The 21,071-nt window shown below is 71.6% G+C and carries 14 protein-coding genes; 12 read left to right on the top strand and 2 right to left on the bottom strand.

From position 1 onward, the window contains the following. Positions 1-22: 22 nt before the first annotated feature. Positions 23-1,582, top strand: coding sequence for a nucleobase:cation symporter-2 family protein (locus Q0817_RS07445; RefSeq protein ID WP_298585525.1), 1,560 nt, complete (start codon positions 23-25; stop codon positions 1,580-1,582). A gap of 156 nt (positions 1,583-1,738) precedes the next feature. Continuing rightward, positions 1,739-4,459 carry a pyruvate dehydrogenase (acetyl-transferring), homodimeric type gene (gene aceE, locus Q0817_RS07440; protein WP_298585603.1) on the top strand — a complete coding sequence of 907 codons (2,721 nt, stop codon included), beginning with the start codon at positions 1,739-1,741 and terminating at the stop codon, positions 4,457-4,459. 78 nt (positions 4,460-4,537) lie between these two features. On the opposite strand, the gene Q0817_RS07435 is transcribed toward aceE, so the two are convergent. Further along, positions 4,538-5,311: an IclR family transcriptional regulator gene (locus Q0817_RS07435; RefSeq protein WP_298585524.1), complete on the bottom strand. Its 774-nt coding sequence runs from the start codon at positions 5,309-5,311 to the stop codon at positions 4,538-4,540. Between the two features lie 183 nt (positions 5,312-5,494). On the opposite strand from Q0817_RS07435, the gene Q0817_RS07430 reads away from it, so the two are divergent. The 10 genes from Q0817_RS07430 (at position 5,495) to Q0817_RS07385 (ending at position 19,174) form a co-directional block, all read left to right on the top strand. Next, positions 5,495-6,910: an NAD-dependent malic enzyme gene (locus tag Q0817_RS07430; RefSeq protein ID WP_298585523.1), complete on the top strand. Its 1,416-nt coding sequence runs from the start codon at positions 5,495-5,497 to the stop codon at positions 6,908-6,910. Positions 6,911-6,978: 68 nt separating this feature from the next. Next, complete coding sequence (gene aceB / locus Q0817_RS07425) at positions 6,979-8,607, top strand: malate synthase A (RefSeq protein WP_298585522.1); 1,629 nt, start codon at positions 6,979-6,981, stop codon at positions 8,605-8,607. Positions 8,608-8,633: 26 nt separating this feature from the next. Continuing rightward, positions 8,634-9,950: a DUF6986 family protein gene (locus Q0817_RS07420; protein WP_298585602.1), complete on the top strand. Its 1,317-nt coding sequence runs from the start codon at positions 8,634-8,636 to the stop codon at positions 9,948-9,950. Next, the gene (locus Q0817_RS07415; protein ID WP_058873134.1) at positions 9,947-10,768 is read left to right on the top strand and encodes a bifunctional allantoicase/(S)-ureidoglycine aminohydrolase; all 822 of its coding nucleotides are present in this window, start codon (positions 9,947-9,949) and stop codon (positions 10,766-10,768) included. The genes Q0817_RS07420 and Q0817_RS07415 overlap by 4 nt, the downstream gene beginning before the upstream one ends. A 232-nt stretch (positions 10,769-11,000) precedes the next feature. Beyond that, positions 11,001-11,807, top strand: coding sequence for a hydroxypyruvate isomerase family protein (locus Q0817_RS07410; RefSeq protein WP_298585521.1), 807 nt, complete (start codon positions 11,001-11,003; stop codon positions 11,805-11,807). A 76-nt stretch (positions 11,808-11,883) separates the two neighbouring features. Beyond that, positions 11,884-12,768 (top strand): 2-hydroxy-3-oxopropionate reductase, encoded by an 885-nt coding sequence (locus tag Q0817_RS07405; RefSeq protein WP_298585520.1) that lies wholly within the window; start codon positions 11,884-11,886, stop codon positions 12,766-12,768. Between the two features lie 58 nt (positions 12,769-12,826). Then, positions 12,827-14,602, top strand: coding sequence for a glyoxylate carboligase (gene gcl / locus Q0817_RS07400; protein ID WP_298585519.1), 1,776 nt, complete (start codon positions 12,827-12,829; stop codon positions 14,600-14,602). A gap of 32 nt (positions 14,603-14,634) precedes the next feature. Then, positions 14,635-15,801 (top strand): glycerate kinase, encoded by a 1,167-nt coding sequence (locus tag Q0817_RS07395; RefSeq protein WP_298585518.1) that lies wholly within the window; start codon positions 14,635-14,637, stop codon positions 15,799-15,801. A 463-nt stretch (positions 15,802-16,264) separates the two neighbouring features. After that, positions 16,265-17,584, top strand: a complete 1,320-nt coding sequence (gene allB / locus Q0817_RS07390) for an allantoinase AllB (RefSeq protein WP_298585601.1) — start codon at positions 16,265-16,267, stop codon at positions 17,582-17,584. A 204-nt stretch (positions 17,585-17,788) separates the two neighbouring features. Then, positions 17,789-19,174 (top strand): 8-oxoguanine deaminase, encoded by a 1,386-nt coding sequence (locus Q0817_RS07385; protein ID WP_298585517.1) that lies wholly within the window; start codon positions 17,789-17,791, stop codon positions 19,172-19,174. 188 nt (positions 19,175-19,362) lie between these two features. Here the strand turns inward: Q0817_RS07385 and Q0817_RS07380 are convergent, their stop codons facing one another. Then, a complete protein-coding gene (locus tag Q0817_RS07380) occupies positions 19,363-20,985 on the bottom strand; it encodes a nucleobase:cation symporter-2 family protein (RefSeq protein WP_298585516.1) in 1,623 nt (540 codons plus the stop codon). Between the last annotated feature and the right edge of the window lie 86 nt (positions 20,986-21,071).

Genomic DNA, 21,071 nt, shown 5'->3' with positions numbered 1-21,071 from the left:
CCAGGATCCCTAGGAGAACACCATGGCCAGGTCACGCACCGCCGAGCCGCCCACCACCACCCGCACCCGCCCGGAGGACGAGTATCTCGGCGCGGGCGCCAGCCTCGGCTACGGCCTGCAGCACGTGCTCACCATGTACGGCGGCATCATCGCGCCGCCCCTCATCATCGGCGGCGTCGCCGGCATGACGCCCCAGGAGCAGGGCCTGCTCATCGCGGCCTCCCTCTTCGTGGGCGGCCTCGCCACGATCCTGCAGTCCTGGGGCCTCAAGTTCTTCGGCTCGCAGCTGCCGCTCGTGCAGGGCACGTCCTTCGCCGGCGTGGCCACCATGACCGCCATCGTCCAGGGCGGCGGCGGCATCCAGGCCGTGTTCGGCGCCGTCATCGTCGCCTCCGTCATCGGCTTCCTCATCACCCCGTTCTTCGTGAGCATCATCCGCTTCTTCCCGCCGGTCGTCACCGGCGTGGTGATCACCGCCATCGGCCTCACGCTGTTCCCGGTGGCCGCCCGCTGGGCCATGGGCGGCAACGCGCAGTCCCCCGACTACGGCTCGGTCGGCAACCTCGGGCTGGCCGGTCTGACCCTGCTGATCATCATGCTGCTCTCCAAGCTGGGCAGCGCCGCCATCTCCCGGCTCTCCATCCTCATCGGCCTGGTGCTCGGCACGGCCGCTGCCGCGGCGCTGGGGATGGCGGACTTCAGCCAGGTGCTCACCGGTGACTTCTTCGCCGTTCCCCAGCCGCTGGCCTTCGGCCCTCCCGTGTTCGAGGTGGCGGCCATCCTCTCGATGTTCATCGTCATCCTCGTGACGCTCACCGAGACCACCGCCGACATCATCGCGGTCGGCGAGATCGTCGACACGAAGGTCGGCAAGAAGCGCATCGCCGATGGCCTCCGCGCGGACATGGCCTCCTCCGCCCTGGCGCCCCTCTTCAACGGCTTCACCCAGAGCGCCTTCGCCCAGAACGTGGGGCTCGTGGCCATCACCGGAGTCAAGAGCCGCTACGTGGTCACCGCCGGCGGCTTCATCCTCGTGACCCTGGGCCTGCTGCCGGTCCTCGGCCGGGTCGTCGCGGCGGTCCCGCCGCCCGTGCTCGGCGGGGCCGGCATCGTGCTCTTCGGCAGCGTGGCCGCCTCCGGCATCCGCACCCTGGCGAAGGTGGACTTCGGCAACGGCGCCAACCTGATCATCGTGGCCACCTCCCTCGGGTTCGGCATGCTGCCGATCGCCGTTCCCGAGGTCTACGCCAACTTCCCGGCCTGGTTCGAGACGATCTTCCACTCCGGCATCAGCTCGGCGGCCGTGATGGCGATCCTGCTGAACATCCTGTTCAACGAGTTCCGCGCCGGCAACCCGCCGAGGGGCACGGGCTCCGTCTTCGCCAACGCCCCGGTGCGCGCCGTGCGCTACGAGAGCCTCGAGCACCTGCAGAACCACCTGCAGGAGGGCGACACCGTCCGGAACGGCAAGCTCGTGGACTGCGACGGCAACGAGGTTCCCGTCATCACCGCCGCCGGCGAGATCATCGACACCAGGGTCTGCAAGCCCCAGGACGGCTCCGGCGGCTCGTCCGCGCACTGATCCGCCGGCGAACCTCCACCGGTCTTCCGCGGCGCCGGAGATCCCGGCGCCGCGGGAGGCCGGTCGGACGTGCCTCTCCCGCACCCCTGACTTTCTCCACCCATGACTTTCTCCACCCATGACCACTGAGAAAGAGTTGACGTGACCCCTGAGCACATGGTTGAACACCGCGACCGGCCGACTCCCGACGCCCCGGACAGCACATCGGCCGCAGCCGCGCAGTGGCTGGGTTCGTTCGAGGACCTCGTCGAGAAGCAGGTGCGGGAGCGGACGCAGTACCTCCTGCGGTCGTCGGCACCACGGCCCGGGTCCGCGGGCCCGGCCGCGCCGATGGTCACCACGGACTACGTGAACACGATTCCCGTGGACCAGGAGCCGGAGTTCCCCGGTGACGAGGAGATCGAGCGCACCTACCGCCGCTGGCTGCGCTGGAACGCCGCCGTGATGGTGCACCGGGCCCAGCGCCCCGAGATCGGCGTGGGCGGGCACATCTCCACCTACGCCGGCGCGGCCACCCTCTACGAGGTCGGCTTCAACCACTTCTTCCGCGGCCCCGACCATCCCGGCGGCGGGGACCAGGTCTTCTTCCAGGGCCACGCCTCCCCGGGCATGTACGCCCGGGCGTTCCTGGAGGGACGGCTCACCGAGGATCAGCTCAACGGGTTCCGCCAGGAGAAGTCCAAGGGCAACGACGGCATCCCGTCCTATCCGCACCCGCGGTCCATGCCCGACTTCTGGCAGTTCCCGACCGTGTCCATGGGCATCGGCCCGATGAACGCGATCTACCAGGCCCAGTTCAACCGCTACCTGCACCACCGCGGGATCAAGGACACCTCCGACCAGCAGGTGTGGGCGTTCCTCGGCGACGGCGAGATGGACGAGCCGGAGTCGCGCGGACTGCTGCAGCTGGCCGCCAACGAGAAGCTGGACAACCTCAACTTCGTGATCAACTGCAACCTGCAGCGCCTGGACGGGCCGGTGCGCGGCAACGGCAAGATCGTCCAGGAGCTGGAGGCCTTCTTCCGGGGCGCCGGCTGGAATGTCGTGAAGGTCCTCTGGGGACGGGAGTGGGACCCGCTTCTGGCGGCCGACACGACGGGCGAGCTCGTGCGGATCATGAACGAGACCCTCGACGGGGACTACCAGACCTTCAAGGCGGAGTCCGGCGGGTTCGTCCGCGACCACTTCTTCGGCCGGTCCACCACGACCAAGGAACTCGTCGCGGACATGCCCGACGACGAGATCTGGGCCCTCAAGCGCGGGGGCCACGACTACCGGAAGGTCTACGCGGCCTACCGTGCCGCCACCGAGTTCCGCGGCAAGCCGACGGTGGTGCTCGCGATGACGGTGAAGGGCTACGGCCTGGGCGCCTCCTTCGAGGCGCGCAACGCGACCCACCAGATGAAGAAGCTGACCCTGGAGGACCTCAAGGCCTTCCGGGACCACCTGCGCATCCCGGTCACCGACGAGCAGATCGACGACGACCTCTACGGCGCCCCGTACTACCACCCGGGCCCCGACGCCCCGGAGATCCAGTACCTGCTGGCCCGGCGCCGGGAGCTGGGCGGCGGCCTGCCCTCCCGCCGGGCCGGGCACGCCCCCGTAGCGCTGCCCGGCGCCGACGCCTACCGCTCGGCCAAGAAGGGCTCCGGCAAGCAGATGGCGGCCACCACCATGGCCTTCGTGCGCGTGCTGCGGGACCTGATGCGGAGCAAGGACTTCGGCCACCGGATCGTGCCCATCGTGCCCGACGAAGCCCGGACCTTCGGCATGGACTCGTTCTTCCCCACGGCGAAGATCTACAACCCCAACGGGCAGAACTACCTCTCCGTGGACCGCGAGCTCATGCTCGCCTACAAGGAGTCCCCGCAGGGCGTCCTGCTCCACCCGGGGATCAACGAGGCCGGCGCCGTCGCGGCCTTCACCGCCGCCGGCACCTCCTACGCCACCCAGGGCGAGCCCATGGTGCCGGTCTACATCTTCTACTCGATGTTCGGCTTCCAGCGCACCGGCGACTCCTTCTGGGCCGCCGCAGACCAGATGACCCGCGGGTTCATCATCGGGGCCACCGCCGGGCGCACCACGCTCACCGGTGAGGGCCTCCAGCACGCCGACGGCCACTCCCCCGTGCTCGCGGGCACGAACCCGGCCGTGCGCAGCTACGACCCGGCCTACGGCTACGAGATCGCCCACATCGTCCGGCACGGGCTGGAGCAGATGTACGGCCCGGACTCGGCGGACCCGAACGTCATGTACTACCTGACGGTCTACAACGAGCCGTACCAGCAGCCGGCCGAGCCGGAGGACGTGGACGTCGAGGGCATCGTGCGCGGCATCCACCGGGTCGCCCGCTCCGAGCGCCCCGGGCCGAAGGTCCAGCTGCTCGGCTCGGGCGTGTCGGTGCCGTGGGTCCTGCAGGCCCAGCAGGTGCTGGCCGAGGACTGGGGGGTCTCCGCCGACGTGTGGTCGGTGACCTCCTGGAACGAGCTGCGCCGCGACGGCCTGGCCGCCGAGCGGGACGCGTTCCGCACCCCGGGGGCACCGCGCCGGGTGCCGTTCGTGGCCCAGCAGCTCGCCGGGGCGGAGGGTCCCGTCATCGCCTCCACGGACTTCGTCTCGGAGCTGCCGGACCGCATCCGGCAGTACCTGCCGAACGACTTCGCGACCCTGGGCGCCGACGACTTCGGGTTCTCCGACACCCGCGCCGCGGCCCGGCGCTGGTTCCGGACGGACGTGCACTCCATCGTGGTGCGGGCGCTGCAGATGCTCGCCGACCGCGGGGAGGCGGATGCCGGTGCCCCGGCCCGGGCGTTCGAGCGCTACCGCCTGGACGAGGTCACCGCCGGCACCACCGGCATCGCAGGCGGCGACGCCTGACCCGCACGGACCGGGCACCCGACGGCTGCGCCCGCCGCCCTCACGAGGGGCAGCGGGCGCAGCCGGTGCGTGCGGGTCTCAGGCCGAGCCGGGCATCAGCTCCGCCGCGATCGCCTCGACGGCCCGGCGCAGCACGGGCACGGCCCGGCGGCCGAAGTCCTCGTCCACCCGGGACACGGGTCCCGACACGGAGATGGCCGTGGGCGTGGGGGCGCCGGGCACCGCCATCGCGTAGCAGCGCACCCCGAGCTCGGTCTCCTCGTCGTCGATCGCGTAGCCGCGCTCCCGAATCCGGTCGAGGTCCGCGAAGAGCTCCTCGAGGGTCCCGATGCTCTTGGGAGTGGGCGTGGACATCCCCGCCGCGCCCACGATGGCGCGGACCCGTTCGTCCGGCAGGGTGGCGAGCATGGCCTTGCCCACACCGGTGTCGTGGGTGTCGGCCCGGCGGCCCACCTCCGTGAACATGCGCATGGACCGGTTGGGCTGGGCCTGGGCGATGTAGACGACCTCCTGGCCGTCGAGCACGGCCATGTTCGCCGACTCACCGAGCTCGGTCACCAGCTCGTCCAGCCGCGTGCGGGCCGCCGAACCGAACTGGCGCCCGGCGGCCTCCCCCAGCAGGATCAGCCTCGGGCCCAGCGCATAGTTCCGGTTGGGGAGCTGGCGGACGTAGCCGGAGGGCACCAGCGTGCGCAGCAGCCGGTGGATGGTGGGCAGTGGGAGCTTCACGGCGGCGGAGAGCTCGCTCAGCGACATGTCCCCACCGGCCGCGGTGATCACCTCGAGAAGCTCGAAAACGCGCTCCACCGATTGCACACCGCCCGAACCGGCTCGTGTGGTCGTCGTGGTCATGGCCATCTCCCGTCGGTACGGCCCGGCCGCCTCGTGCGGCGGGCGAGATCTCGGCGGCCGGCCCCGTGACAGGTGTCACGAAAGTTCCTTGCCAACCTCGGCCGACTCCCATAATATCCATAATACGAAAGTTTCATTCCACAATGCGACTGAAATGGTCGCACCACCGCTCTTGGAGGAACCATGGCCACGCCCAGTCCCGGCTACTCGATGATCCTGCGTGTACAGGCCCCGGCCGGCCTCACCGTCACCAGCGAGCTCGCCACCGCGGCCGCTCGGGCCGGCGCGGCCGTGACCGCCCTCGACATCGTGGAGTCCCACGCAGACCACGTCGTCGTCGACGTCAGCTGCAACGTCTCCGACGCATCCCACCGCGACGAGGTGCGCGACTCCCTCGAGGCGCTCGACGGAGTCCGGGTGCGCAAGATCAGCGACCGCACGTTCCTGATCCACCTCGGCGGCAAGATCGAGGTCACCCCCCGCGTCTCGCTGCGCAACCGTGACGACCTCTCCCGCGCCTACACCCCCGGCGTGGCCCGGGTGTGCATGGCCATCCACGGCAACCCCGAGGACGCCCGGCGGCTGACGATCAAGCGCAACACGGTGGCCGTGGTCACCGACGGCACCGCGGTGCTCGGCCTGGGCGACATCGGCCCCGCCGCCGCCCTGCCGGTCATGGAGGGCAAGGCCGCCCTGTTCAAGGCGTTCGCCGGCGTGGACGCCTGGCCGGTCTGCCTCGACACGACGGACACCGACGAGATCGTGCGGATCGTCAAGGCCATGGCCCCCGTCTACGGCGGGATCAACCTCGAGGACATCGCGGCCCCGCGCTGCTTCGAGATCGAGGCCCGGCTCCGCGAGGAGCTCGACATCCCCGTCTTCCACGACGACCAGCACGGCACCGCGATCGTGGCCCTGGCAGCGCTGTTCAACGCCCTGCGCGTGGTGGACAAGCAGATCGGCGACGTCAAGGTCGTGGTCTCCGGGGTGGGCGCCGCAGGGCACGCCATCATCCAGCTGCTCAAGGCCCAGGGGGTGCAGGACATCATTGCCTGCTCCCGCAAGGGCGCCATCCACCGCGGGGAGAGCTACGACGACCCGCACCGGCAGTGGATCGCCGAGAACACCAACGAGACCGGGTTCTCCGGCTCGCTCAAGGAGGCCGTGGTGGGCAGCGACGTCTTCATCGGCGTCTCCGCCCCCGACCTGCTCGACGGGGCCGATGTGGCCGCCATGAACGACCGCGCGATCGTCTTCGCCATGGCCAACCCCGACCCCGAGATCGATCCGGGCGTCGCCGCGGAGCACGCCGCGGTGGTCGCGACCGGCCGCTCGGACTTCCCGAACCAGATCAACAACGTCCTGGCCTTCCCGGGCCTGTTCCGCGGCCTGCTCGACGCCGGGGCATCCGACATCACCACCGACATGCTGGTCGCCGCCGCGCAGGCCATCGCGGACTGCGTGGCCGAGGACGAGCTCAACGCGAGCTACATCGTCCCCAGTGTCTTCGACCAGCACGTGGCACCGGCCGTGGCCGAGGCCGTGCAGCAGGCGGCCCAGCAGGACACCCGCCAGCTCGCGCCGGTGGCCGCCCGCTAGCAGCGCGGCACCGAGTCCGCACCACGGGCCGCGACGCCCACCGAACCCAGCACCGAACGGAGACCACCATGGCCATCGAGTTCACCACCCCAGCCGGCCTGGACCGCGCGAGCGAGATCCTCACCGCCGAGGCCCTCTCCTTCGTGGAGGCCCTGCACCAGAACTTCGCCGACCGCCGCGCCGAGCTGCTCGGCGCCCGGGAGCAGAACCGCCGCCGGGCCGCCGAGACCGGCACCCTCGACTTCCTCCCGGAGACCCGGGAGATCCGCGAGGGGGACTGGACGGTCGCCCCGGCGCCGCCGGCCCTGCAGGACCGCCGGGTCGAGATGACCGGGCCCGCCTCGCCGGCCAAGATGGCGATCAACGCGCTGAACTCCGGGGCCAAGGTCTGGCTCGCCGACCTCGAGGACGCCTCGAGCCCCACGTGGCACAACCAGGTGGACGGCGTCCTCAACCTGCGCGACGCCGCCCGGGGCACCCTGAGCTTCACGTCCCCGGAGGGCAAGCAGTACGCGCTGCGCCAGGACGTCCCGCTCGCCGTGGTCGTCACCCGGCCACGCGGCTGGCACCTGCCCGAGCACAACGTCACCGTGGACGGGCAGCCGGCCTCCGGCGCGCTCGTGGACTTCGGCCTGCACTTCTTCCACACCGCGAAGCTCCTGCTGGCCAACGGGCACGGACCGTACTACTACCTGCCGAAGCTGGAGTCCCACCTCGAGGCCCGGCTGTGGAACGACGTGTTCACGTTCGCCGAGGAGCACCTGGGCATCGAGCACGGCACGATCCGGGCGACCGTGCTCATCGAGACGATCCCCGCGGCCTTCCAGATGGAAGAGATCCTCTGGGAGCTGCGCGAGCACGCCTCCGGGCTCAACGCAGGGCGCTGGGACTACCTGTTCAGCATCATCAAGTACTTCCGGGACGCCGGTGAGAAGTTCGTCCTGGCGGACCGCTCCACCATCACCATGACCGCCCCGCTGATGCGCGCCTACACCGAGCTGCTCGTGCGGACCTGCCACCGCCGCGGCGCCTTCGCGATGGGCGGCATGGCCGCCGTCATCCCGAACCGCCGGGACCAGGAGGCCACCGAGGCCGCGTTCGCCAAGGTGCGCGCGGACAAGACCCGCGAGGCCGAGGACGGCTTCGACGGGTCCTGGGTGGCCCACCCGGACCTGGTGCCCACCTGCCATGAGGTCTTCGACCGGGTCCTCGGCGAGCGGCCCAACCAGGTGGACCGGCTGCGCGAGGACGTGCAGGTGAGCGCCGAGCAGCTGCTCGATGTCGCCAGCGCCGGGCGGGTGAGCACCCAGCAGGAGCTCGCGGCCAACCTCTACGTGGCGATCCGCTACACCGCGGTGTGGCTGTCCGGCAACGGAGCCGTGGCCATCCACAACCTCATGGAGGACGCAGCCACCGCCGAGATCTCCCGCTCGCAGATCTGGCAGCAGATCCGCAACGGCGTGGTCTACGAGGACACCGGCAACACCGCGACCCGTGAGCTCGTCGCCGAGGAGCTCCAGCGGCAGAAGGAGGTTCTTCGCGGCGAGGTCGACCAGGAGTCCTACGAGGCGCACTTCGAGCCCGCGGCCGCCCTGATCGCCGACCTGGTGCTGGGCGAGGACTACGTCGACTTCCTCACCCTGCCCGCCTACGAGCTGCTCGAGCAGTCCGACCGCGACCGGGTGGCCACGAAGTGAGCGCCGACGTCCAGGGCGCCGGGACGCTGGGCACGGCCTTCCGGCAGCGCGCCGCCGAGCGGCTGGCCGGCACCGACGAGCTGCTCCGGCGGTCCTATCCGGGGGACCCGGGGACACGCCAGCCGGTGCACACCGTCTACCTCCCCGCCGACAGCTTCACCCCGGCGACCGCCCGGCAGTGGGGAGAGCGCGCCGCCGAGGCCGTGGCCGGGCTCGGAGCTGCCTCCCTCGCGGCGCAGGTCGCTCCCGAGGGTGCCGACCCCGGCCTGGTCGACCGGGTGGTCCGAGCGGTCGAGCACAAGCTCGCCACCGAGCCCATCGAGGACGTCCGTCTGGACTTCGAGGACGGCTTCGGCGACCGCGGGGACGAGGAGGAGGACGAGTGGGCCGTGCGCGCGGCGCACACCGTGGCCCTGGCCGTCCGGGAGGGCACCGCGCCGCCGTACATCGGGATCCGTTTCAAGTGCTTCGAGGCCGCCACCCGGGACCGCGGGCTGCGCACGCTCGACCTGTTCGTCACCACCCTGGTGCACGAGGGCGGACTGCGGGAGGCCGGGCACAGCGAGGACGGCCTCCCCCGCGGCCTTGTGCTCACCCTGCCCAAGGTGAGCACCCCGGAGCAGGTCGACGTCATGGTCGAGGCCTGCGAACAGCTCGAGGCGGGACTCGGTCTGCCCGCCGGGCGGCTGCGCTTCGAGGTGCAGATGGAGACCGCCCCGATGATCCTGGGAGCCGACGGCGCCTGCCCCATCCCGGCGATGCTCCACCGGACGGACGGACGGGTCGAGGCCCTGCACTACGGGACCTACGACTACTCCGACTCCCTGCAGATCGCCGCTCAGTACCAGTCCATGGAGCACCCGGCCGCCGACCACGCCAAGGCCGTCATGCAGGTCGCCGTGGCCGGCACCGGGGTGCGGCTCTCCGACGGCTCCACGAACATCCTGCCCACCGGGAACGAGCAGCAGAAGCTGGCCGCCTGGCGGCTGCACGCCCGCCTGGTGCGCCGCTCCCTGGAGCGGGGCTACTACCAGGGCTGGGACCTGCACGCGCACCAGCTGCCCACCCGCTACCTCGCCACGTACTTCTTCTACCGCGAGGGCTTCCCCCCGGCGGCGCTGCGGCTGAAGAACTACGTGCACGGCATCGAGTCGGAGATCATGGACGAGCCCGCCACGGCTCGCGCCCTGGCCCGCTTCGTCCACCGCGGCGTGCTGTGCGGCGCGATCTCCGGGGAGGAGCTCGAGCAGAGCGCCGGCATCGGCGAGCACGAGCTCTTCTCCCTGGCCCACCCCAAGGCCGCGGCACCGGCCGCATCGACCACCGGAGGCGACTTCAGATGACCGAGACCACCTACCACGCACCGCACGGCGGCCACCCCGACCAGACCCAGCTGCTCACGGACCGGGCGATGTTCACGGAGGCCTACGCGGTGATCCCGCGCGGGACCATGCGGGACATCGTCACCAGCCGACTCCCGTTCTGGGAGGACACCCGGGTCTGGGTGCTCGCGCGGCCCCTGTCCGGCTTCGCGGAGACCTTCTCGCAGTACATCGTGGAGGTCGGCCCCGGCGGCGGCAGCGACCGGCCCGAGACGGAGTCCGGCGTGGAGGGCGTGCTCTTCCTCATGGAGGGTGCGCTCGTCCTGACCGTCGACGGGGAGGAGCACGAGCTCTCCCCCGGCGGCTACGCGTTCCTCCCGCCGGAGTGCGAGTGGACCGTGCGCAACCGCGGCGGCGAGCCCGCCCGTCTGCACTGGATCCGCAAGGCCTACGAGTACGTGCAGGGCATCGAGGTGCCGGAGCCGTTCGTCACCAACGAGCAGGAGGTCGAGCCGACGGCCATGCCGGGGACCGACGGCAAGTGGGCGACCACCCGCTTCGTGGACCCGGACGACGTCCGGTACGACATGCACGTGACGATCGTGACCTTCGAGCCGGGGGCGGTGATCCCCTTCGCCGAGACCCACGTCATGGAGCACGGGCTCTACGTCCTCGAGGGCAAGGCCGTCTACCGGCTCAACCAGGACTGGGTCGAGGTGGAGGCCGGCGACTTCATGTGGCTGCGGGCGTTCTGCCCCCAGGCCTGCTACGCGGGCGGGCCCGGCCGCTTCCGGTACCTCCTCTACAAGGACGTCAACCGGCAGATGAAGCTGCGCTGACCGGACGGCGACCCCGTCCCCACCGACCGGACCCCGTGCCGCCCTGCCACCGCGGCGGCACGGGGTTCTTCCATGCCATCGGACCACGCGTCTCGATTTCCACATCACGAAATACTTATTCCAAACAGGGATTGACCTGCGTCACAGGGAACCGTACGCTGTTTCACAAGACAGAAGTTGACTTCCACATCCCGAAATCTGTGGTGGTCCCGTCCGAACCAGGAGGATCCCGATGTCCTACACCGTGAACTGCTCCATCCTTCTCACCGACCTGCCCCTGCTCGAGCGGCCGGCTGCGGCGAAGGCCGCCGGCTTCGACGCGGTCGAGTTCTGGTGGCCCTTCGCCGAGTCCGTGCCCGCGGACCGCGACGTCGACGCCTTCGTGGGCGCGATCCGGGACGCGGGGGTGCAGCTGAGCGGGCTGAACTTCAACGCCGGCGACATGCCGGGCGGGGACCGGGGACTCGTGTCCTGGAAGGGCCGCTGCGACGAGTTCAAGGACAACGTGGCCGTGGTCGCCGCGATCGGCGAGCGCACCGGGTGCAGGGCCTTCAACGCCCTCTACGGCAACCGCCGGCCCGAGCACTCCCCGGAGGCCCAGGACGAGCTGGCGGTGCGCAACCTCGTGGCCGCCGCGGAGGGCGTGGCCCGGATCGGCGGGACCGTGCTGCTGGAACCCGTCTCCGGCACCGAGGCCTACCCCCTGAAGACCGCCCAGGACGCCCTCGACGTCATCGCGAAGGTCCAGCAGGCCGGCGCGGACAACATCAGGCTGCTCGCCGACTTCTACCACCTGTCGGTCAACGGCGACGACGTCGCCGCGGTCATCGAGAAGCACGCCGCGGACTTCGGCCACATCCAGATCGCCGACGCCCCCGGCCGCAACGAGCCCGGCACCGGCGAGCTCCCGCTCCAGCAGTGGGTCGAGCGCAGCCGGGAGCTCGGCTACTCCGGCTACGTGGGCCTCGAGTACAAGGCGTCGCAGCAGGACCCCTTCGCCTGGACCTCGGCGTGGTCCGCCGCCCGCGCCGGCGCCTGACGCCCCTCCTCCCCCGCTCCTGCCACCACCGCCCGTCGCACGCACCGCACGGGCCCCCACAGTGAGGACTCCCACCATGACCAACGTCACCGTCATCGGACTCGGCATCATGGGCCTGCCCATGGCCAAGAACCTCGTCAAGGCCGGCTACGACGTCGTCGGCTTCAACCGCTCCCAGGACAAGATCGACCAGCTCGTCGAGGCCGGCGGCAAGGGCGCGTCCAGCGTGGCCGAGTCGGTGGAGAACGCCGACGTCGTGATCACGATGGTCCCGGACTCGCCGGACGTCGAGGGCGTCGTGACCGGGGAGGACGGCGTCTTCGCCCACGCCCCGCAGGGCACCGTCTGGATCGACGCGAGCTCCATCCGTCCGGACGTCGCCGCACGCCTGTCCCAGGAGGCCGTCGAGCACGGCCTGCGCCCGCTGGACGCACCGGTCTCCGGCGGCGAGCAGGGCGCGATCGACGCCGCGCTGTCGATCATGGTCGGCGGCGAGGCCGCGGACTTCGAGGCCGCCCGCCCGGTGCTCGAGGCCGTCGGCAGGACCATCGTGCACGTGGGCCCCGCCGGCTCCGGGCAGACCGTCAAGGCCGCCAACCAGCTGATCGTGGCCGGCAACATCCAGCTGCTCGCGGAGGCCGTCGTCTTCCTCGAGGCCTACGGCGTGGACACGGACGCCGCGCTGAAGGTCCTCGGGGGCGGCCTGGCCGGCTCCAAGGTCCTGGACCAGAAGGGCCAGAAGATGCTGGACCGCAACTTCGACCCCGGCTTCCGGCTGCAGCTGCACCACAAGGACATGGGCATCGTGACCTCCGCCGCCCGGGAGGCCGGCGTGGCCGTGCCGCTCGGCGCGATCGTCGCCCAGCTCGTGGCCGCCACCGTCAACAAGGGTGACGGCGGACTCGACCACTCGGGTCTCTTCAAGCTCGTCGAGGAGCTCTCCGGCCGCTCCGGCCGCTGACCCGCCCCACCCACCGCTTCCCGACCCGATCCCGGGTCCTGCTTCCAAGGAGTTCACCATGGCCAGAATGCGCACGGTCGACGCCGTCGTCGCCATCCTCGAGAAGGAGGGCGCCACCGAGGCCTTCGGCCTGCCCGGCGCCGCCATCAACCCGTTCTACTCGGCGATGCGCGCCCACGGCGGCATCCGGCACACCCTCGCCCGGCACGTCGAGGGCGCCTCGCACATGGCCGACGGCTACACCCGCGCCGCCCCCGGCAACATCGGGATCTGCGTGGGCACGTCCGGCCCCGCGGGCACCGACATGATCACCGGCCTCTACGCCGCGTGGGCGGACTCCGTCCCGATCCTGTGCATCACCGGCCAGGCCCCCGTGGCCAAGCTGCACAAGGAGGACTTCCAGGCCGTGGACATCTCGTCGATCGCCGCGCCGGTCACCAAGATGGCCATGACGGTGCTGGAGCCGGGCCAGGTGCCCGGGGCGTTCCAGAAGGCCTTCTACCTCATGCGTTCGGGCCGGCCCGGTCCGGTGCTGCTGGATCTCCCCCTGGACGTCCAGCTCGCCGAGATCGAGTTCGACATCGACGTCTACGAGCCCCTGGCAGTGCACCGCCCCGCAGCGACGCGCGCGCAGGCCGAGAAGGTCCTGGACATGCTCTCCTCCGCGCAGCGTCCGCTCATCGTGGCCGGCGGCGGCATCATCAACGCCGATGCCTCGGCGCAGCTGGTCGAGCTCGCCGAGCTGCTGGACGTGCCCGTGATCCCGACCCTCATGGGCTGGGGCGCCATCCCGGACGACCACCCGCTGATGGCGGGCATGGTGGGGTTGCAGACCTCCCACCGCTACGGCAACGCGACGTTCCTGGAGTCCGACTTCGTGCTGGGCATCGGCAACCGGTGGGCCAACCGGCACACCGGCGGCCTGGACACGTACACCAGGGGCCGCACGTTCGTGCACATCGACATCGAGCCCACCCAGATCGGGCGTGTCTTCTCCCCCGACCTCGGCATCGTCTCCGACGCCGGCGCGGCCCTGGAGATCCTCCTCGAGGTCGCCCGGGAGCGGAAGGAGCGGTTCGCCGTGCCGGACTGGTCCGTGTGGGTCAAGGACTGCGCCCAGCGCAAGGGCTCGATGCAGCGCAAGACGCACTTCACGCAGGTCCCGGTCAAGCCGCAGCGCGTCTACGAGGAGATGAACTCCGCCTTCGGCACGGACGTCACCTACGTCTCCACGATCGGTCTCTCCCAGATCGCCGGCGGCCAGTTCCTGCACGTGCACGGCCCGCGTCAGTGGATCAACGCCGGTCAGGCGGGCCCCCTGGGCTGGACGGGGCCCGCCGCCCTCGGCGTCGTCCGGGGCAAGCCCGAGGCCACCGTCGTGGCGCTCTCCGGTGACTACGACTTCCAGTTCATGATCGAGGAGCTGGCCGTCGGGGCGCAGTTCAACCTTCCCTACATCCACGTGGTGGTGAACAATTCCTACCTGGGCCTGATCCGTCAGTCCCAGAGAGGGTTCAAGATGGAGCAGAACGTCTCCCTGGCCTTCGAGAACATCAACTCCCCGGAGACCCAGGGCTACGGGGTGGACCACCTGAAGGTCGTGGAGGGCCTGGGCTGCAAGGCCCTGCGCGTGACCGATCCCGAGAAGCTGCGGGAGGCCTTCGGCCAGGCCAACGCCCTCCTGGAGGAGCACCAGGTGCCCGTGGTGGTGGAGGTGATCCTGGAGAAGGTCACCAACATCTCCATGGGGACCGAGATCGACAACGTGGTCGAGTTCGAGGAGCTCGCCGCCCGCGGAGCGGACGCCCCGACGGCGATCGCCCTGCTCGACTGACCCCCGTCCGCACACAACAGGAGGAACGGCCCGTGCGCATCGTCGTCGCCCCGGACAAGTTCAAGGGCTCGCTGGAAGCCACCGACGTGGTGGAGCACCTCGCGGCGGGCATCCGGTCCGTGGAGCCGTCCGCCACGGTCGTGGCCGTCCCGGTGGCCGACGGCGGCGAGGGCACGCTCGACGCCGCCGTCGGCGCCGGGTTCACCGCCTGCTCCACCACCGTGACCGGTCCCGTCGGGAACGCCGTCGAGGCGGGGTTCGCCCTGCTCGACCGGACCGCGGTGGTGGAGATGGCCCTGGCCTCGGGACTGGCCGCCCTCCCGGTGGACGAGGACGGCGCCCCCGTGCTCGACGCCGGGGGCGCCACCAGCCGCGGCACCGGGGAGCTGATCCGCGCCGCTCTCGACGCCGGAGCCACCCGGATCGTCCTGGGGGTGGGCGGCAGCGCCTGCACCGACGGCGGCGCGGGGCTGCTCCAGAGCCTCGGCGCCCGCCTGCTGGACGACGAGGGCGCCGAGCTGGGCCGCGGAGGCACCGAGCTCGCCCGGCTGGCCCGGGTCGACCTCACCGGACTGGATCCCCGGGTGCGGGAGGCGCAGTTCGTCCTGGCCGCGGACGTGGACAACCCCCTCACGGGGGCCAACGGCGCGGCGGCCGTGTTCGGCCCGCAGAAGGGGGCCGACCCGGAGCTCGTCGCATCCCTCGATGCCGCGCTGACGGTCTTCCGGGACCGGCTGGCGGACGCCCTGGGCCCGGACGCCGCGACCGCGGCCGGGTCGCCCGGCGCCGGGGCCGCCGGCGGCGTGGGCTACGCGGCCCTCGCCGTGCTCGGGGCCCAGCGCCGCCCGGGCATCGACGTGGTCCTGGAGTTCGTCGGCCTCGCCGACCGGATGGCGGGCACCGACCTCGTGGTCACCGGGGAGGGCAGCCTCGACGAGCAGTCGCTCGGCGGGAAGACCCCCATGGGGGTCGCCGCCACGGCGCACGCCGCCGGCGTGCCGGTGGTGGCCGTGTGCGGCCGCACCACCCTGGACGAGGAGACCCGCCTGGCCGCAGGTTTCGTGCGCACCTTTGCCCTCACCGACCTCGAACCGGACCCACGGGTCTGCATGCGCGAGGCCGGCAGGCTGCTCGAGCAGGTGGGCGCCCGGCTCGCGCGTGATCTGCCCAGCCTGCTCGCTGGGGCCCAGCCCAACTGACCGACCCGGCGCCCCGTGCGGACGCCGATGACGAGAAGGAACGTCGATGACGGAGAAGAAGACGCCGCAGCAGCCGGGGACTCCCGGCCGGGGCAAGAAGCAGACCGACGAAGAGGGGCGTCAGCCGGCCCCCCAGGAATTGTCGGCGGAGGGCGAGGAGCGGGCGGACGGCACCGCGGACGCCGCCGGGCGCCCGCAGCGGACGAGCGGGGACCCCGCGGCGATCGCCCGGGAGGATTCCGCACGCGCGGCCACCAAGCCGGCCGCCGCCCGGAGCGCCTTCGAGGCCGAGCAGGCGCACCAGCGGGAGGTGAGCGAAGACGTCAACGACCCCGAGCGCGTCCGCCGCCTCATCGCCGACTACAAGCGGGAGCACGGAATCCCTGCCGATGGCGCCGACGCCCCCCACCTGGGGGCGGACGACGACGGCGCCTTCGCGGGGGACCACCGCGAGTTCGACCTCGTGGTGCGGGGGCAGAACGTCTCGTGCGGGGACCACTTCGCTCCGCGCGAGGTCGGCGTGCGCAACGGCAGGATCGTGGCCATCGAGCCCCTCGGCGCCGGACTGGTCGGCCGCGAGGTCGTGGAGCTGGCCGAGGACGAGCACCTCCTGCCGGGTCTGGTGGACACCCACGTGCACATCAACGAGCCCGGCCGCACCGAGTGGGAGGGTTTCGCCTCCGCGACCCGCGCCGCCGCCGCCGGGGGCGTCACCACTGTCCTGGACATGCCGCTCAACTCGGTCCCGGCGACCGTCAACGTGCCGGCCCTCGAGTACAAGCGCCTCTTCGCCCAGAACAACGTCTTCGTGGACGTCGGCTTCTGGGGCGGGGCCATCCCCGGCAACAAGCCCCACCTGCGCGAGCTGCACGACGACGGCGTCTTCGGCTTCAAGTGCTTCCTGCTGCACTCCGGCGTGGACGAGTTCCCGCATCTCGAGGCCGACGAGATGGAGGAGGACCTGGCCGAGATCAAGACGTTCGACTCGCTGATGATCGTGCACGCCGAGGACTCCCGCGCCATTGACCGTGCCCCGCACCCTGAGGGGGACGTCTACGAGAACTTCTTGAAGTCCCGCCCGCGGGGGGCCGAGAACCTGGCGATCGCCGAGGTCATCGAGCGCACCCGCTGGACCGGCGCCCGCTCCCACATCCTGCACCTGTCCTCCTCGGACGCCCTGCCGATGATCGCGACGGCGAAGGCGGACGGCCTGGACATCACGGTGGAGACCTGCCCGCACTACCTCACCCTGCTCGCCGAGGAGGTGCCCAACGGCGCCACCGCCTTCAAGTGCTGCCCGCCCGTGCGGGAGGTCGGCAACCGCGAGCTGCTGTGGGAGGGCCTGATCGACGGCACCATCGACTTCATCGTCTCCGACCACTCCCCCTCGACCCTGGACCTCAAGGATCTCGACAACGGGGACTTCGGGGTGGCCTGGGGCGGGGTCTCCTCGTTGCAGCTGGGTCTGTCCCTGATCTGGACCGAGGCCCGTCGCCGCGGAGTAGACCTGGGCCGCGTCGTGGAGTGGATGTCGACGAGGCCCGCCCAGCGGGCCGGCCTCCGCTCCAAGGGCAGGCTGTCCCTGGGCTATGACGCCGATCTGGTGGTCTTCGCACCCGACGACGCCTTCGTCGTGGACGCCGGGAAGCTGCACCACAAGAACCCCATCACCCCGTACCAGGGCAAGGCGCTGTCCGGAAGAGTGCGCAGGACCTTCGTGCGGGGCACCGCCGTGGACTTCGAGACACCGCGCGGCCGGCTCCTCCGGCGCGGGGAGAACTGACCGGACGCCGGACGGGCCCGTCGTCGTCGGGGCCCGGACGGTTGAAGGCGAACATCCGCCGGTGCTACGGTCACCGGGACCGCGGGAGCGGTCTCCTGGATCAGCAGACAGGACCTCACTGAGCTGGCGGCGCCGCGTGCCGCCCTCGGAGCACACGAGGCGCACGGCGCCGGTGACGAGACCTGCGACCGATCGGAGAACCCTGTGCGTCCCCACACCTCGAACCCCGGCTCCCACCTGCTGTGGCTGCGCGAGCCCCTGGCCCTGTACACCGGCGAGGACGCCTCCGCGGACACGGCCGGCGGTGTCGTGGTGGACACCGACTCCGGCACCGTGGTGGAGCTGGTCCCGGCCGGCGGAGTCCCGACCGTTCCGTGCGCGGTCCTCGACGCCCGGGAGCACGTGGTGGTGCCCGGGCTGATCAACACGCACCACCACTTCTACCAGACGCTCACGCGCGCCTGGGCGCCCGTGGTCAGCGTCCCCCTGTTCCCGTGGCTGCGGGACCTTTACCCCGTGTGGGCCCGCCTGCGCCCCCACGACCTGCAGCTCGCGACCACGGTGGCGATGGCGGAGCTGCTGCTCTCGGGCTGCACCACGGCGGCCGACCACCACTACCTGTTCCCCGGCGGCATGGAGCACTCGATCGACGTGCAGGTCGAGGCCGCCCGGAGCCTCGGCATGCGGGCCGTCCTCTCCCGGGGGTCCATGAGCCTGGGCGAGCGCGACGGCGGGCTGCCCCCGCAGCAGACGGTGCAGGAGGCGGAGACGATCCTCGCCGACAGCGCACGCCTGGTGGGGACCTACCACGAGCGCGGCGACGGCGCCCGGACCCAGATCGCCCTGGCCCCGTGCTCACCGTTCTCGGTGACGCGGGAGATCATGCGGGACACCGCCGTGCTGGCCGGCGAGCTGGACGTGCGGCTGCACACCCACCTCGCCGAGACCATCGACGAGGAGGACTTCTGCCGGGAGCGCTTCGGGCTGCGGACGGTCGACTACCTCGAGTCCACGGGCTGGCTCACCGACCGGACGTGGCTGGCCCACGGCATCCACTTCGACGACGCCGAGGTGGTCCGCCTGGGCGCGGCCGGGGTGGGCGTGGCCCACTGCCCCACGTCCAACATGCGCCTGGCCTCCGGGATCTGCCGGGCCGTGGAGCTCGAGGCGGCGGGAGCCCCCGTGGGGCTCGGGGTGGACGGGTCCGCCTCCAACGACGCCTCCAACCTGGTGCAGGAGGTCCGGCAGGCCCTGTACGTGCAGCGGCTGCGCTACGGGGCGGAGGCCGTGACCCCGGAGCGGGCCCTCGGCTGGGCGACGCGCGGCTCCGCGCGCCTGCTCGGGCGCCCGGACCTCGGTGTGCTGCGCCCGGGCGCCCAGGCGGACCTCGCGATGTTCCGGCTGGACGGGCTGCGCTTCTCCGGCGCCCACGACCCGCTCTCCGCGCTGCTGCTGTGCGGCGCGGAGCGCGCGGACCGGGTGATGGTGGGCGGGCGCTGGCTCGTGGAGGACGGTGCGATCGCCGGTCTGGACGTGGAGGCGCTCACCGCCGAGCACTCCGCGGCGGCCCGCCGCCTGGTGAACGCCTGAAGCTCCCGGCCCCGCCGGGCGCGGCGCTCGCGGACCGGGCCCGGGCGGGGCGCCGCGGCCCGGTGGCAGCAAGCTGATCGGGCCGGCCCGGACACCGTCGCAGGGCGTTCCCCGCCTCCGCCCGGCGGTGTGCCGGGCGGAGGCGGGGAACGCCCCTGGTCGAGGCCTCGCAGGTGGGGTGCGGGCGCTCAGGCCGTCGCGTCCTTGGCGGCGAGGACCGTCCGGATCTGCCCCGTGTGCGTGATCTCCCCGTCGTCGATCATCTTCCGGACGTCGTCGAAGTGGTGCTCCGCCACGACCGCCACCTCGGCTCCGTCGCTGTCCACCACGGCACCGTCCTGGATCCGGTCGCCCTCCCGCAGGTGCGCCAGGGTGTCCGCCCGGACGACCCGCACCGGAGCCGCCGCCATGACGGATTGGTGCCGGGAGTTGCCGGCGGTCAGCTCGTTGAACAGCAGGTTGAGGGCGATGGCCACGAGCGCCGCGGCGCTGATCCCCGAACCGAGGATGGTCTGGGTCCAGGACGGGAATCCGGCGTAGAACTGTGGTGCGGCCACGGGGATGAGGCCGAAGGCGAAGGCGACCGCCACGATGACGAGGTTCATCGAGTTGTTGAAGTTCACCTTGGCCAGCGTGCGGACCCCGGACGAGGCCACCGTGCCGAAGAGCACGATCGACGCACCGCCCAGCACCGGGGTGGGAATGGCCGCGACGACCTCGCCGATGACGGGGAACAGCCCCAGCCCCACCATGATGACGCCGGCGGCCGTGACCACGAAGCGGCTGCGGACGCCCGTCACCGCGACGAGGCCCACGTTGGCGGCGAAGGCCGTCTGGGTGAACGAGTTGAGCAGCGGCGCCCCCGCGGAGGAGAGCATGTCCGCCCGCAGGCCGTTGGCCACGCGCTTCGAGTCGACCTTGGCCCCCGTGATCTCGCCCACCGCGAGGATGTCCGCCGTGGTCTCGGTCATCGTCACGAGCACCACGATGAGCATCGAGATGATCGAGGCGACCTCGAAGGTCGGGGGTCCGAAGGCCAGGGGCGTCGGGAAGGTGACGATGCCCCCCTCGCCCACACCGGAGAAGTCCACCATCCCCATCGCGTGGGCGATCACCGTGCCGAGGACGAAGGAGAGCAGGATGGACAGGCGGGAGATCATTCCGACGCCCACCTTGGACAGCACCAGCACGATGAGCAGGGTGATCCCCGCGAGCGCGAGGCTGCGGGGGTCGGCGGCGCCTCCGTCCCCGGCGCCGGCGGCCCAGGAGATCGCGACCGGCAGCAGGGAGATGCCGATGACCGTGATCACCGTTCCGGTGACCACGGGTGGGAACAGCCGCAGGACGCGGGAGAACGCGCCGGCGAGCAGGAAGCCCACCACCGAGGAGACGAGCACGGCCCCGAAGATGGTGGTCAGGTCGTTGCCCCCGGCCAGGATCGCGAGCATGGGGGCGACCCCGGCGAAGGACACCCCCTGCACGAGCGGCAGCCTGGAGCCGAGGAAGGGCGCCCCGAAGCTCTGCAGGACGGTGGCGACCCCGCCCATGAGCAGGCAGGAGCTGATGAGGAGGGCGATCTCCTCGCCGGAGAGCCCGGCGGCCTGCCCGATGATGAGGGGGACGGCCACGATGGCGCCGTACATGGTGAGGACGTGCTGGAAGCCGTAGGCGGTGGTGCGTCCTAGCGGCAGCCGCTCGTCCTCCGGTCCGGGCGCGGGCGCCGGGCGCCCACGGCGGCTCGTGCGGGCCGGGGTCGTGCGGGCGTCCGCCGCGCGGGCGTCGGTCGGACGGTCAGGTGTGGTCGATGACATGGAAGGAGCCTCCTTCAGCGCGCAGGCGTCGGCTCTGCTGCGCAAGGTCCGGCGATCCTCTGTTTTTCCCGGGCCGTCCGTTGCCG

It is taken from the genome of uncultured Kocuria sp., assembly GCF_947500125.1.
GTDB lineage: Bacteria > Actinomycetota > Actinomycetes > Actinomycetales > Micrococcaceae > Kocuria.
Note: the sequence above shows the minus strand (reverse complement) of the source record. Positions and strands in the feature narration are given on the sequence as shown.